The 14,780-nt window shown below is 59.3% G+C and carries 7 protein-coding genes; 1 reads left to right on the top strand and 6 read right to left on the bottom strand.

What is annotated here, in order from left to right; genetic code table 11:
* Window positions 1–454: 454 nt before the first annotated feature.
* The 6 genes from NZK35_RS28850 to NZK35_RS28825 form a co-directional block, all read right to left on the bottom strand.
* A complete protein-coding gene (locus NZK35_RS28850; protein WP_259635993.1) occupies window positions 455–3,490 on the bottom strand; it encodes a WD40 domain-containing protein in 3,036 nt (1,011 codons plus the stop codon).
* A gap of 128 nt (window positions 3,491–3,618) precedes the next feature.
* Window positions 3,619–5,769, bottom strand: coding sequence for a hypothetical protein (locus NZK35_RS28845; protein ID WP_259635992.1), 2,151 nt, complete (start codon window positions 5,767–5,769; stop codon window positions 3,619–3,621).
* Window positions 5,769–8,222 carry a DUF1549 domain-containing protein gene (locus NZK35_RS28840; protein WP_259635991.1) on the bottom strand — a complete coding sequence of 818 codons (2,454 nt, stop codon included), beginning with the start codon at window positions 8,220–8,222 and terminating at the stop codon, window positions 5,769–5,771. The genes NZK35_RS28845 and NZK35_RS28840 overlap by 1 nt, the downstream gene beginning before the upstream one ends.
* A 350-nt stretch (window positions 8,223–8,572) precedes the next feature.
* On the bottom strand, window positions 8,573–9,919 hold the full coding sequence (locus tag NZK35_RS28835) for a DUF1501 domain-containing protein (RefSeq protein ID WP_259635990.1): 1,347 nt from the start codon (window positions 9,917–9,919) through the stop codon (window positions 8,573–8,575).
* A 311-nt stretch (window positions 9,920–10,230) separates the two neighbouring features.
* Window positions 10,231–12,234 carry an ATPase, T2SS/T4P/T4SS family gene (locus tag NZK35_RS28830; protein WP_259635989.1) on the bottom strand — a complete coding sequence of 668 codons (2,004 nt, stop codon included), beginning with the start codon at window positions 12,232–12,234 and terminating at the stop codon, window positions 10,231–10,233.
* Window positions 12,235–12,242: 8 nt separating this feature from the next.
* Window positions 12,243–13,142, bottom strand: a complete 900-nt coding sequence (locus tag NZK35_RS28825; protein WP_259635988.1) for an ATP-binding response regulator — start codon at window positions 13,140–13,142, stop codon at window positions 12,243–12,245.
* A 391-nt stretch (window positions 13,143–13,533) separates the two neighbouring features.
* On the opposite strand from NZK35_RS28825, the gene NZK35_RS28820 reads away from it, so the two are divergent.
* A complete protein-coding gene (locus NZK35_RS28820) occupies window positions 13,534–14,748 on the top strand; it encodes a protein kinase domain-containing protein (protein ID WP_259635987.1) in 1,215 nt (404 codons plus the stop codon).
* Window positions 14,749–14,780: the final 32 nt, after the last annotated feature.

The following is a 14,780-nucleotide window of genomic DNA, read 5'->3' as shown; positions in this document are numbered from 1 at the left end:
CCTCCGGTGTTTCAAGGTGGCTTTGAGCCGCAACCGGACGGCTCGCGCCGTTCCGCTAACAGGTTCGTTTGATTGTTAGCGGCAGGGCGCGAGCCCACCGGTGTTTCAAGGTGGTTTTGAGCCGCAACCGGACGGCTCGCGCCGTTCCGCTAACAGGTTCGTTTGATTGTTAGCGGCAGGGCGCGAGCCCACCGGTGTTTCAAGGTGGTTTTGAGCTGCAACCGGACGGCTCGCGCCGTTCCGCTAACAGGTTCGTTTGATTGTTAGCGGCAGGGCGCGAGCCCTCCGGTGTTTCAAGGTGGTTTTGAGCTGCAACCGGACGGCTCGCGCCGTTCCGCTAACAGGTTCGTTTGATTGTTAGCGGCGGGGCGCGAGCCCTCCGGTGTTTCAAGGTGGTTTTGAGCTGCAACCGGACGGCTCGCGCCGTTCCGCTAACAGCTTACGTGGCATTGCCCTACCACTGCCCGGCGGATTTTAACCCTTCGGTTTGCCAGATGTGGACGGCGCCGGTTTGTCCGGTGGCAAACACGCGGCCTGCATCGGCGCTGATCCCGAGCGTGAACAGAAAATCGCCCGGCGCTGCTGCCGTGGCGACCGAACCGCCGTTGTTGGTTTCGTGAATCCGCAATTGTCCGTCGGCACAGCTGCTGGCCACGCGTGTGCTGTCGCCCACGAATTCCACCGCGGTGACTTCATCGGGGAATCCGCCGATGGTGCGTTTTTGTTGGCCGGTTTCCACGTCCCATGTCTTGATCGTTCCGTCGGCGCTTCCGCTGGCGATCAGTCGGCCGTCCTGTTTCCAGGCTACCGAGAGGACGTGATGGGTGTGTCCATCGAGTGCACCGACGACTTCTTCGGTCTGCACATCCAACAAGCGGATCGTCTTGTCGGCCGATGCGGTCACGAGCAGCCGGTCATCGGGCGAAAAACGGACACACAACACCGAATCACTGTGCAGATCGTCGAACCGACGCAGGACGTCACCGCTGGACGTGGCGACGATCAAGACTTGTCCTCGACGACTGGGGGTCCCGCTGCCGATCGCGATCGATTGGCCGTCCCCGCGAAAATCCAGGGACGTCACGCGGTCGGATATCAAGTCGGAGTCAAGCCCACCGATCGTTCGCTCAAGTGTCCACCGCTGCCGTGGATCGATCATCAGGGGCGGTCCGACGGGACGATGAACGACCAGCTGATGTTGATCCAGAAAGTAGGCGTCGGCGAGATCGTCGGGGCCCGTTGTGTCGGCAAGCTGAATTCGTTCCAGTGGTTTTGCGTCAATCAATTGATAAGTTCGCACCCCGCCATCGGCATCCACCAGGGCAACCGACGTCTCGTCGTCGGACAACGCGATTGAGGCGATCGCGGGAGATTGACTCTGGCGATCCACGACGCTGGCGTGTCGATGTTTCAGATCTGTCAGACGATTGTTTCGCTTCCGCAGGATCTCTTGGTGCTTGGGTAGATTCGCGGACGCACGATCACGTGTCTTTTTTGCCGTCACCAGTGCTTGCTGACGCTCGGCTGCGTCGGCCTGTTTCTTTTCAACCTCTTTTTCCACCGCGGCAAGGGACTCGCGCTGTTTGGTAAGTGTCGCTTTGGCGGATTCGAGTTGCTTGGTCGCGTCAGCCGCCGCCGCTTTGGACTTCGTCAGGGTTTCATCGGCGACCGCACGGGTTTGGGTGACGCTTGCCAGTTGTGTTTTCTTTTCTTCGACTTGCTTTGCAATGACCTCGGCCGACTGTTTCGCAGCGGCCAGCATTCGATTGGCTTCGTCGACTTTCGCTTGCGCCAATTGAACTTGCGTGACCGCCGTCGCGGATTGTTGTTCCAGCGGTTGCAACTCGGTTTTCAACGCTTCCATTTGAGTCTGGTTTTTGGCGATCAAGGCTTCGGCATCCGCCGCGGCCCGCGTCGCTGCGTCGATCTTTGCTTGGGCCTCGACGATGCCTTTTTCGGTGCCCGCGATCTGTTTGGCCGTGTCGTCTCGCTGTTTGGCTTTTTCATCGAGTTCCTTGACCGCATTTTCACGAGCCTCGGTCACTTTCGCCAACGCCGCTTCCTCTTTTTCCAGCAACTGATTCAGTTCCTTCGTCTTGCCCTCGAGTGTTTGCAGCCACGACTGTTCGCGTTTGACGTCTCGATCCAGCGAGGCGATTTGAAGCTGCGATTGGCGGTCACCGAGAAACGTCTGCAGCAGCTTTCCGTCAGCGAGGTCCCAATGCTTTGCGATCCCGTCGGCACCACCGGTGACGATGGTCTTTCCCGCCTTGTCGATGGCGAGTGCCTGAATGCTCGAGCCATGGGCAAGTTCAAGCACAATCTGGTCCGACGCCGGGTCGATCCGTTTGACAACACCCGACGCGGTGCCGACGAGTAAGGAGCCCGGCGCGGAAAACGCAATCGAGGTGGCATCGCTGATCGCGTTGACGGTTTGCGAGGGATGCGGTTGGTCACCGTCAAACAACCGAACTTGACCGCCGATGCCGAGCGAGGCGACGAAGTTGCCGTCGCGGCTTTGCGCGACCGCTGCGATGGCATGATCCAGTTTCAGCTGTGCGATTAATGCTCCGTCGTGAGCACCATAAATGCCGATGTCTCCGCTTTCGTATCCCACGACCAGTTGTTCGGGTTGCGACCAGTCGGTCCCCGCGACCCGTCCAAGACTCGGCAGCGTGTGCCGCAATTCCTGTGACGCGGTCTGCCAGATTTCGACGTCACCGATGGCATTAACGACTGCGATTGCCGTCCGGTCGGGACTGACGGTGGTTGGCCCGGATGCATGGCGAAGGGCAAGCGGAATGGCGGGCTCGGTCGGTTGTCGTTTCCAGATTCGGATGGTGCGGTAGCCGCCGGTGGCGATGCGATCGGCCCAGGGGGAAAATGCAATGGCTTGGACGACGTCAAAGTCCGCGACACCGGTCTGGGGAAGGCTTTCGTCGATCAGATTTCCAACGTGCTGACCGGACTGTGCATCGCGCAGTTCAACCCGATTGGCGTGCCCGACCGCGATCAAACGGTTGTCCGGTGAAACGGCGAGCGAATAACTGTTGCGAATCGAATCGGGGATGGGTTGCCAATCGATCGCATCGTCGACGGCGTGTGCATCCAAGTTCGCGCCCTGGTTGATCCAGGTCCGCAACAAGGCAAGTTCCTCCGGTGTCAATCGTTGGGCGCCCACCGTGTTGTCGTCCGGTGGCATCGGATCGTCGTCATCGTTGGCGCGCAGATACAGCACACTCGATTCGGGTTGCTTGGCGACGAGTAACGATCCGCTGTCGCCGCCGGCCTGGATCGCCTCGTGTGTCTCCAGCGATAGCCCACCCTCGGCTTGTTTGGCGCGGTGACAGGCGACGCAGTTGCGTTGCAAGATGGGAGCGATGTCACGGGCGTAACTGACGGACTGATCCGAATCGGCTTGCTCGGCAAACGTGGTGGGTGCAAGGAAGCAGAGCATCAAGACGATGGGAAGCGATCGATCACGCATCATTGCAACGGGGTGGGAGGGAAGAAGGGATTCGTCCGAGGGACGAGTACACGCTTCGTCGAGGGCATCACCCGACCAAGGCGGCGGAGGTCATTGCGTTGGCCAATGCCGTTCGCGAATCCACTCTCGGCTTACTGGATCTCTAGTGTGATCAAGCTCATCGGGACATAGACGGTAAAATCGCGGGCAGCGACCTGTTTTTTGATCGCTTCGATCCGCTTTTCCGCTTCCGCGATCGCCTTGTCGATGTCTGCATGATCGCCGGAGCGGTCGGGATCGGCTCGGATGGTTTTCAGCGTATCGCGGTACTCGATTTCGCGTGTCAGTGCCTGCGGATTGACGGCGAACTTGACCTTCGTTTCGCCTTGACCCCAGAACGAGTAGCTGCCGACGGCTGCGTTGTTTTTTACATCGATCGTCCACTCGGCTTCCGATTTGTCTTTGGCGATCGTCAGGTCACCGGCGCTGACGCCCGGTGGCAGGTGTTGAGCCCGCAAGACGACGGCTTCGGATCCTCCCTCGCGACGGGTCACCTTGATGGGGACCGTGACCTTGGTTCCTTTTTTCGCCACCACCACGTCTTGGCTGGCGGGGTCGATGCTGAGCGGACAGGTGTCGAGATCGGATGACGCGACCTTCAATCGATCGGTCAAACGCGTGTGTGCGGTGGGGCGATAGCCGTCTTGTTGCCAGATCACCGATGCGGCCCGCGCCTGTCGCGTTTCGCTTTGGCCGTCACGGGTGACTTCGCCGACCACTTGCAAGGGACTGTGTTGGGTCGGTGCCTGGTCCGAAGCGGTGATCAACAGGTCGGTGTGGTTTTGGTTGGCCGCGATCCAGGCGGGACGACAGACCAGTCCGGGCGGCAACTGGGGAATCGAAACCCGAATCGGCGCCGACATCTGGTTTCGGATCACAAAGACCCGAATCGTCGTCGCCCCGCCACGCATCAGGTGCGTTCCCGAGGGTTGAGACGTCTTGGGGTCTTTGTGGGGATAGACGTGATAGGCCAGCAGTTGCCAATCCTGGTGGGGCGTGCCGATGAAAAGCTGATACCGCTGTCGTTCGCCGAGTGATTGGCCCGTGTCCAAGTCGGCGACTGTGATTCGATAGTCGCCGTCTTCGGGCGGTTGGAAATGCAGCACGGGATCGCCCGTGGCAAATCGGATGACGGAGTCCGACAGGTTGGGGCCGTCTTCGGCGGTTGCGACGCGTTGCCAGGTCTGCGTTCCGGCTGCGTCGACCAGCGATCGATCGATGATCAAACGCGCATCGGTCGGTTGGCCGATCCGATCGGAAACCACTTCAATCAAAACTGCGTTGCCCTTGGACAATTTGCAACGGTATTGATCGCTGTCGCTGGTCGAATCAAAGTCGGCTTCCACGCAAGCCGGGACGGTCAGCTCGACGGGCACATCGGTTTCGTCGACTTCGACCGGATCCCGCGTCACCACGCTGACTGATTTGGGGAACTCGGGTTGCAAGTCGGTTTGTGTCTGGTTGCCTTCGGTCACCAACAAACCGTAGGGATAGGCCGCACCGCCCCGGAACAATGCGTCGTGTACCGCGACGGTCAACGGGCCGTTGTCGGTTGCCGTCAGCGTGAGTTGCACGTCCGAATGGTCGCTGCCGATCGCACTGTCCAGCGTTTGTCCTTTGGCATCGGCGACCGAGACGGCACCGATCAGCTGGGAGTCGATGGCTTGTGCGATCACCCGAACGCTGTATCGCTTGCCGGCGATTGCGTCGAGCGAATAGAAATCTCGTCGCTGTGGCGAAACGCGTCTGCAATGCGTGTGGCCGAGTTCCAAGGCAGTTGCCGTCGAGGGATCGGTGCCCACCGAGGGGACGACGCGAATCTCTTTTTGAACGACAATCGAACGCGGATTGGAGATTCCGAAGCGGCCGACCGCGCGGACTTCATAGCGTCCTTCGGGAACGTCGGGGGCGACCGTCACACTGAAGCTGCCGTAACGCGGTGCTTCGATCTTGGTGAATGGTCTGGCCGAGCCGCTCAGCAAGGTCGCCGTGATCCCCGGATGCGAGAAAACAAGCTCGTGAACCTCTTCCGTGTTCGCACCTTCGGCGACAGTGACCTCGTACGACTCCCCGGGGGCAAAGAACGATTGGGAAACCGCCCGGAGCCCGATCACGGGCAACTGAGCATGAACGCCACCGGCGGCCATGCAGATCACCGCGAGAACGGCGACGATTAAGTGGCACCGGTAAGGCCGGTCGCCGCGTGAGGGACCGGCGGAGGAGGGATTGGATGGGTGGGGCATCAGTGGTTGAACAAAAACTCTTTGGAGTTCACTAAGGCCCAGATCAAATCTTCCCAGGGCTCTTTTTGATTGTCGCGTTCCCCCAGATAGCTCAGCGTCGACTTGAGTTCTCCGTCGTTCGGTTCGCGGCTCAACGCCAGCTTGTACAGTTCTCGAATCTTGGCTGCGGTCGGTCGTGAGGTGTCGGCGGCAAACGCGGCGGCTCGTCCCTGGTCATGCGTCAGTTTTTTCTGCATCTCTTCCGAATTGAGCAGGTGCAGACTTTGCGCAAGATTCGCCTCTGAGGATCGCTCGCACTCGCAGGCCGTTTTCGAATCGGGCTGACCGAACACGGACAAGAAATACGAATTGAATCCGGTGTCGGGCAGTTCAACGGCGCTTGTTCCGGCCGGCATCCCGGCGAACGCCGTGGACGCTCCGGTGACGACATCGATCGAATCGAGCAACGTTTCGGCTTGCAAGCGTTTGGGGTAGTAACGCGAGTGGCTGCGACGATCGATGACGTTGTCGGCGAGCGCGTCGGAGGAGGCGTTGTAAACGTCGGAATGACAGATCAGCCGGATCAACGCTTTCAAGTCGTAATTCGATTCGACGAACGATGCCGCCAATGCATCCATCAATTCGGGATTTGACGGCGGGTTGGTGACACGCATGTCGTCTTCCGGTTCGACCAATCCGCGCCCCAAAAAGTGCTTCCAGTACCGATTGACGAGCGCTTTGGCAAAGAACGGATTTTCTGGTGATGTCACCCAGTCACTCAACTCCCTGCGCGGGTCGGTCGCCGCATCGGGCTCGATCGCTTCGGCATCGAGTCCGGCCGGCGACACGTTCTGGCCCGTTTTCGGGTGCTTGGCCGACGGTGCGGCGATGCGGGTCACGAATGTGACGTCGGTACCCTGTGTCTTCTTTGAAATCGTCGAGAAGAACGCCGACATTCTCGCGTAGTCCTCTTGGCTCCACTTCTCGTACGGGTGGTGATGGCAACGTGCACACTGAATCCGCTGTCCGAGGAACAATTGGCTGATGTCTTCGACCCGTTCGTTCTGGTCGGTGACTTGCGACAGCCACGCCGTCGCGGGGTTGCTGAACAGCGAGCCGCTGGCGGTGAGCAATTCGTCGACGAGTTGGTCGTATGCTTTGTTGTCGCGGAAGGACTCCTTCAACCAATGATGAAACAGCATGTTCGAGACTTGCAGCGAACCACCGGTACGTCGGTTGCGCAGGATCACGCCCCACTTGCGTGCAAAGAACGAGGCGTAGTCGTCGCTCGCCAACAATCGTTCGACCGTCTCAGCGCGTTTGTCGGCCGCTTCGTCGGCAAGGAAGGCGTTGGTTTCATCCAGGGTCGGAAGCCGACCGGTCAGGTCCAACGTCACGCGCCGAAGGAACGTCGCGTCATCGCATGGCGGTGACGCGGGAATTCCGAGCGAGTGGAGTTTCTTGCGGACGAACCGGTCCACCACGTTGACCGATTCGATCGCGGCCGGATCAGTCTCAGCGGCAATCGACTCGGAGGGCATCTCAATCCGCAGGGGGATTTCGGCGCGGAACACCGTCACGTGACCTTGGTAGCGGGCCATCACGGCGACATCGCCGACCAGCTGACCGGTTTGCACCAGTCCCGTGTCACTGACCTCCGCCATTTGCGTGTCGTTGGATTCATAGACCGCCGCGCGGGTGACGTCTTCGACCGAGCCATCGCTGTAAGTGGCGATCACCGAGAGTTGTTGCTCGCTGCCGCCGGCCATTCGGCGAACTGGGGGATAACAGCGGATCGAACGGACCGTCCGAATTTCGCCTTGGTCGTAGGGCATTCCCTGTGAGATCCATCGCCGTAGGACGCGGTACTCGTGCGAGTCGCGATCGGTCCGGGCTCCGCCACCGTGCGGCATCGCGTTGATCGTTTTCATCAACAACAGACTTCGATCGGGCGAGGCCAACGAAACACGACGCCCGCGAGATTCCGCCACCAATCGTTTGTGATCTTCGCCGGGCTCAAACCCGAGCAACGAAAGCCGAAACCCGTTTTGACCGGCGATCTTTCCGTGGCACCCGCCGCCGTTGCAGCCCAATTTGGTGAAGATCGGAACGACTTGCCCGCAAAAACTGACCGGTTGAGCCTGGCCGGTGCCGGAAACGACCAGCGTCGCGGTGGCATTTTCGCCCTCGTCGGTGGTCGCCGACAACGTGACGGTCCCGTCGGCCAACGGAGTGACCAATCCGCTCGGATCGATCGAAACCAGACCGTCGGGCGAAGCGGTGAATGTCACCTGCCGCGTCCGGTCGGTCGTCATGCCGTTGGATTCGGATCGAGAGACGATCAGTTGCAGCCGAGCGTCGGTGCCGACCAACTCGGTGGCGGCACCGCCTTGGCTGTTGTCGATCCGCAGGGTGTCGGCAACAGAGTGGGGGCTGGCAAGGCAGAGCAATGCGAGTAGCGAGAGGGCTCGCATCGCAAGCTGGAAGCTAGTGGGGTAATGCGGTGAAGCCATTTTTTGCGGTAGGGCGCGAGCCCTCCGGTTTTTCGGTAACGATGAGGAACCGGAGGGCTTGCGGGCTGTCGCTAAAACCTCGTAGAACGCACGGAATAAATGCTTCACAGCGTAGCTTTTGGGGGACGCAAGCTGGAAGCTTACGCCACTCGCAAGCTGAGAGCTTTTGGGGGGCGCAAGCTGGAAGCTTACGCCACACGCAAGCTGAGAGCTTACGGGGGACGCAAGCTGGAAGCTTACGCCACACGCAAGCTGAGAGCTTTTGGGGGTCGCAAGCTGGAAGCTTACGCCACGTTGGGGAGCGGTTTGGTTCATGCGATCAACTCGGCGATCGGATCGCTGTCGACCAGGAATTGCGGGCGTCCGGTCGGATCGGCAATGGTGGTTGAGTGGGTGTCGATGCCCAGGGTGTGGTACAGCGTCGCCACGACCTCTTGCATGTCGACCGGCCGCTCGACCGCCTCTTCACCCATTCGATTGGTCGCACCGATGGCTTGACCGGTTTTTAGGCCGCCACCGGCCAACCAAGCGCAACTGACTTTGGTCCAGTGATCGCGTCCGGCGTTGGCGTTGATTTTGGGAGTGCGTCCGAATTCACCCCAGACCGCGATCGCGACATCATCCAACATGCCTCGTTCGTCCAAGTCATTGACCAGCGCACTGAGGCACTGGTCGAGTTTGCCGCCGTGGTCGCGGACCAGGTCAAAGTTTTGACCGTGGCTGTCCCAACGCCCGTAGCTGAGGCTGACGACACGGACGCCGGCTTCGACCAGACGGCGCGCAACCAGCAATTGATCGTTGCAGGTCGGGGCTCCGTCGTATTGATAGTTGTACGGTTTACCGTCGCCGTAGCGGGCAACGATTTTGGGGTCTTCTTTGGACAGGTCCAACGCATCGACCAACTTGCTGCTGGTGAGCACATCGAGTGCGCGTTGGCCGAACGCATCCATGCCTTCCATCGCACCGCTGATGTCGATGTCTCGGCGCATCGTGTCCAGTTCGTTCAACAACCGGCGGCGATCTTGCAATCGATCAAATGAAATCCCTTTCAGCGTCATGTTCTGCATGCCCGGCCCGTCGGGCTTGAAGGGCGAATAGGCCGATCCCAAGAAACCGGCTTGCCCAGAATCGGACCAAGGGACGTGACGGGTCGGCGCGGCCAGCCCGACAAAGGGCGGCACCGAGGGATCGACCGGGCCGAACAACCGCGCCGCGGCCGCACCGATCGAAGGACGTCCGCCGAGGTTCTTCAACGAGTTGCCTTCCCAACCGGTAAAGCATTGCATTCCGTCGTGTCCGCCGCGGCAACCGACCACGCTGCGAATGACCGCCGACTTGTCCATCAACGCGGCAAGTTTGGGGAACACCTCGCAGATCTGGATGCCGGGCACGTTGGTGTTGATCGGCTGGAATTCGCCCCGGACTTCACTCGGCGCCTCGGTCTTGATGTCCCACATGTCTTGGTGTGGTGGACCGCCGGCCAAGAAAATGTTGATCACCGATTTGTGTGATCGAGGAGACGGAGAGGAAGCTTCGGCGCGGTACAGGTCCGCTAGCGAGAAGCCGCCCATGCCGAAGGACAGTCCGCCGATCTTTAAAAAGCTTCGCCGGTTTCGTCCGTCGCAATAGCGACTGGAAGGACCCTTGATCGTCAACATGATCAGGCCGGGGTGAGTGGTGGGATGATTCAGGTGGGACCCGGGCGGAATCAATCCGTTGGCCCGAGCGATGCATCGGTCCGCAGTATAGCCGTTTAAAGAGAGTTTATGCAACCTTTTTGAGGTCGACACCTTTTCCGTCGTGCTCCTAACAGAGATTCGTGCAGTTTGAAGTCACCCTCCCTCTGGGAGGGTGACGCAAGATGTGTCGACACCAATGCCCAGGGGAAGAGTGACGAAAACCCTTGACTATCGACAACTTTGAAACTGCACGATCTCCGGCAGGGAGGGGCATCCGATCCGCTTGCTTCTCAACGTGTGGGCAGGTGAAGGAACGGTGCGCCACGTTGATAGGTATCGTTTTTGTTCTCCGCCGGGCTTTCGATCGGCATGGTTTCGGTCATCCAACTCATGTCTTGAACTTCTTGGATCGACGTGATTTTGTCACGGACCTTCATCAATGCGTCGCGTACCAGGCCGGCCCCGCCGGCGCGGATGATCGATCGGATCTCTGATTCCGGTTTGCGACTCTGGATCGCGTCGATCAGTTCGTCATCGATCACGACGGCTTCGAAGACCCCGATTCGGCCTTTGTATCCGGTGCCACGGCAGTGCTCGCATGATCGGGGTCGCGCGATGGTCGTCGGCACGACCAGGTTGTGGGCTTCAAAGAGCGCCTGCTCTTGCTTCGTCACCGGACTGACCTGACAACAATGCGTGCACAGTCGACGGACCAGTCGTTGGGTGATCACGCCGGCCAGGTTGCTAGCCAACGTCGTCGGATCGATCTCGAAATCCTGCATCGCCGACAGCGTCGACGAGACGTCGCGTCGGTGGATCGTGCTGAATGCGCGTTTCCCACAGGAGGCGGCATGCATTGCGACCTTGGCGCCTTCCCGATCGCGGATCTCGCCGACGAAGACGACGTCCGGATCCATCCGCAAGATGGTCGAAAGTCCCGCCTGCATCGTGAATCCGTGCCGCTGATCGACATCGATCTGTCTCATAAAGGGAACGATCAATTCCACCGGGTCTTCGATCGAAATGATGTTCTGTTTTTCCGAGAACAGGACATTCAGCATCGAGTAAGCCGTCGTCGTTTTGCCGGCCCCCGTCGGGCCGCTGATCAAAACGACTCCGGACCGCCGATGCAGCATGCGGTAAACCGAGGCAAAGGAATTTTGGGAGAGCCCCAGTTCGCTGAGCGGTTTGCGTGACTGTTCGTAATCGATCAATCGCAACGCGATGGCTTCGCCTTGGGCGACCGGCGCCGTCGTGATGCGGACCTCGTGTGTCGAGATCGAATCGGGCAGTTCCAGGCGACTTTCGGAGGGCCGGAAGGGATCCGACAAGCTGACGTTGGCCATCAGTTTGAGTTGCTTCATCGCTTGGGAAGCGATGTTGTGATGCATGGTGCAGAATTGTTGCATTTTTCCGTCGACACGAAAATGGACGACGTATTCATCTTTGGAGAGCGGGTCGACATGGATGTCGGTTGCTTCGGCTTCGATCGCCCGACGCAGCAAGCTGATCGCCGTGGTGGTTTCGGCAAAGTCTTCGGCAGCCTCTGCCGCCGCGGGGGCGTCCTCGGTTTTCTCCACGTGAACCTGCCAGTGGCCGTGATGATTGTCCTGATCGTCGTCATCTGCCGATACCGTCCAGGTCAAGATGCCTCGGGTTTCCATTTGTGCGACCAGGCGTTCGGCGAGTTCGCGGGGCAATTGCATTTCCGCTTCGACCGCCTCACGCAGCCGCACGAGGGTTTGGTCGTGCTGGCCGGTCCGGGGCTCGTCGCCGAGTGCTTCGACCACCTCGGCGGCGCGATGAATTTGATCCGATTGGACTTGGTTTTCGAAGGGCTTGATCAACACCGGGATGGTCAACACGTCGAGCACGCGATTGACGATCGAACGAAATTCCTTTTTGTCCGTTGCGCCGACGCCTTCCGGGGCGAGGTAGACCATGTTGATGCCGTGATCGTGGACATAGCCGGCGATGCAATCGGTCAGTGTTCCGCGTCGAATGTCGCGTTTGACCGCAACCTGTTCGTTGGGGATTTGCAGGGCGACTAGTTTTTCGCGGGCCTGGTGCAAACGTTTCTCGCTGCCGAAGCGTGGAATCGCGTGCTTGGCCACGACGTGCAGCAGGTGCAATTCCGCTTGATTGCGTGCCGCCATGGCCAATGCATCGGTCAGCGGTGCATCCGCAGACGTCTCCACGTCAATCACGGTGAGTATTCGGCTCAGCTTGATCATCGGCATCACTTCGGTCGGATGATGGGGGAACAGCACAACGGGTGGTTCGTCGACGTCCATCGGGTCGGCTAGCCATCGGCGGTGGATCGAAAGTTTCTCACGAGCGTGACTTCATTGCCCTTGGCATTGAACGACACCTTGTCCATGAACGAACGCATCAATCGAATGCCGCGACCGATGCCGCCTTCAAAGGGTGTTAAATCGTTTTCATCGGGTAGTTGAGCGACATCAAAACCGGGGCCTTCATCTCGGATGACAAACGTCATCGCGGCGCCGGAGACACTGAGTTGGACGAAAATGGTTCGATCGCAGTAGGGCGGCTCGTTGGAACGATTGCTGAACACGTCGCTGGACGGATTGATGCCGTTGCTGGCAACCTCCGCGGTCAATTCGAAATTGCCATGCACCAGCGCGTTCAGTAACGCCTCTTCGAGTGCCAGGCTGATGCGGATCGCTTCGGTCGCATCGCAAATGGCCAACCCCGAGGTGGTGCGTTGAACCAGGTCGACGAATTGGGGGATCAGATTGATGTCGCTGCGCAAGTGAAACGTCAACTCGGCATCGGAAAGACAGCGGACGACGCCGCCGTAGGGATGGACGGCTTGCTTGAGCATCAGCACTTGCCGCACGGTATCGGACAGTCGTTCGGTCAACTGTAATTTGGGGACGAAACTCGCCGCACCGACTTCTAACGCTTCGACGGCATTGGTGGCCGACCCCATCGCCGTCATCACGATCACCGGAATTTCGGGTCGGTCCTGTCGAATGCGACGGACCAGTTGCAAGCCATCCATCTCCGGCATCATCAGATCCGTGACGACTAAGTCGGGGGCTTGCTGTTGAATCGATTGCATCGCCTCGACGCCATGGCCCGCAAAACGAAGTTCCAGATCGTGATGATTCGACAAGATCCCCTGTACCAGCGTCTGATCGACACGTGAATCGTCCACGACCAAAATAGTTGTCATCTTCAATCTGCGCGTTTCGGGATCTCGATTGTGAGCGTCAGGATTGCCCCACTCTCCGAGTGGGCGGTCTCCAATGCCTTTCCGGGCGTTCGACGGCATCGTTCAGTCTATCGATCTGCACGGTCGGGTGCGGGCAGGGTGGTCCGATCCGTGGGCGGAAATCAAGAATCATCCACCGGTTTTCGGCGGGGGATTCCTGCTTGCCGGACGATGCTGCGGACTGCCATTGCGGCGGGGCCAAGGGGCCCTCCTGGGGGCCCCTGCTGATGGATCGCCGGTTAGTTGACAGCAGCGTTGAAGTAATCAATATTAGGAGTCCTCGATTCCACCCGTCCGCTTTGGTCTGGTTACTGGAGACGACCAAAGGATGGAAGAACTAAACATTAAATCCGTGGGCAGATTTGAGCTGAAACAGCTGCTCAAACGTGAAGGGCGTCAGTCCGTCTATTTGGCTTATGACCCGCATCTGGATCGCAAGTTGACGGTCCGGATCGCCGATTTTTCCGGGTTGGATGCACAGATTCGCAGCGATTTTGATGCCCGTGCCCATGCGTTGGCGGGTCTGCGGAACGCGCATCTGTCGGCCGTTTTAGATTTCGGCCAGACCGACGGCGTGGATTATCTGGCAACGACCCTCGTCGAGGGGCCGAATTTACGCGAAATCACCGCCCAAAATGCGACGGTCGAGCCGAAGCAAGCCGCGCTGATCGAACCCCGGCAGGTTGCCTTGCTGGTCGGAAAGCTTGCGTTGGGCGTCAGTCAAATGCACGCGGTCGGTTTGGTCCATGGATACCTTTCTCCGGAATGCGTGGTGCTGGAAAAGAACGGCGAACCGGTGATCGCGGATCTCGGGATGCCCGGGATGCTGTTGTCCGAGGATGACGAGGAATCGGCGGACTTTCGTAACGAGTTTGCTGCCCCCGAGGTGTCGGTCGGATCCGGTGACGCGATTCGACCTCAGTCGGATGTTTATTCCCTGGCTGCCATCGGATTCTTCGTGCTGACCGGTCACGCCCCCCAATCCGCCGAGGAAGTGTTTCAAAGTGGGCTGTACGAAGGATTGGACAGCGGTGCGGCCGATCAGTTCAAAAAGACGTTTGCCAAGGCATTGTCGTTCGGCGCCAGCGAGCGTTATGCGTCGGCACGTGAATTGGCCGAGGCGATGGAAAGCCTGTTTCGGATGACGCCGTTGACGCAGCCGCGCGATCCCAAGGCCGCCGATGAGGTCGCGTTCGACGAAGTGGCGGAATCGGAATACGAACAGTTTGATTTGCAGGAAATCGAAGGTGCTCATGTCGTGCATCTTCACGATGCCAGCGTGCTGTCGACCGAATCGCTCGTGCAGACCAAGCGTGAGCTGTTCGCGATGGTGGAGAAATGTGATCCGAAACGATTGATTGTCAATTTCGCTTCCGTTCGATTTTGTTCGTCCGAAACCGTCGGAATCCTGATCCAATTGCACACCGAGCTCAAGCCCCGCGACACGCATCTGTACCTTTGTGGCATGCGTGAATCGATTCGTGAGGTGTTTCGGGTGTTAAACTTGGATGGAACGGTCTTCGAAATCCGCGGCACCGTCACCAACGCACTCAAGAGCGCCGAATGAGTCGGCCATCGCGATGACGGAGCGTGGTTTCA

The sequence above is a fragment of the Stieleria sedimenti genome (genome assembly GCF_025060895.1).
In the GTDB taxonomy this organism is placed as follows: Bacteria; Planctomycetota; Planctomycetia; order Pirellulales; family Pirellulaceae; genus Stieleria; species Stieleria sedimenti.
The sequence above is the reverse complement of the archived record's forward strand: the minus strand, read 5'-3'. Positions and strand labels throughout refer to the sequence as shown.

Coding starts and splice junctions, on each gene's coding strand:
- NZK35_RS28850 (WP_259635993.1), bottom strand. CDS start 3,490: ATGATGCGTGATCGATCGCTTCCCATCGTCTTGATGCTCTGCTTCCTT.
- NZK35_RS28845 (WP_259635992.1), bottom strand. CDS start 5,769: ATGCCCCACCCATCCAATCCCTCCTCCGCCGGTCCCTCACGCGGCGAC.
- NZK35_RS28840 (WP_259635991.1), bottom strand. CDS start 8,222: ATGCGAGCCCTCTCGCTACTCGCATTGCTCTGCCTTGCCAGCCCCCAC.
- NZK35_RS28835 (WP_259635990.1), bottom strand. CDS start 9,919: ATGTTGACGATCAAGGGTCCTTCCAGTCGCTATTGCGACGGACGAAAC.
- NZK35_RS28830 (WP_259635989.1), bottom strand. CDS start 12,234: ATGGACGTCGACGAACCACCCGTTGTGCTGTTCCCCCATCATCCGACC.
- NZK35_RS28825 (WP_259635988.1), bottom strand. CDS start 13,142: ATGACAACTATTTTGGTCGTGGACGATTCACGTGTCGATCAGACGCTG.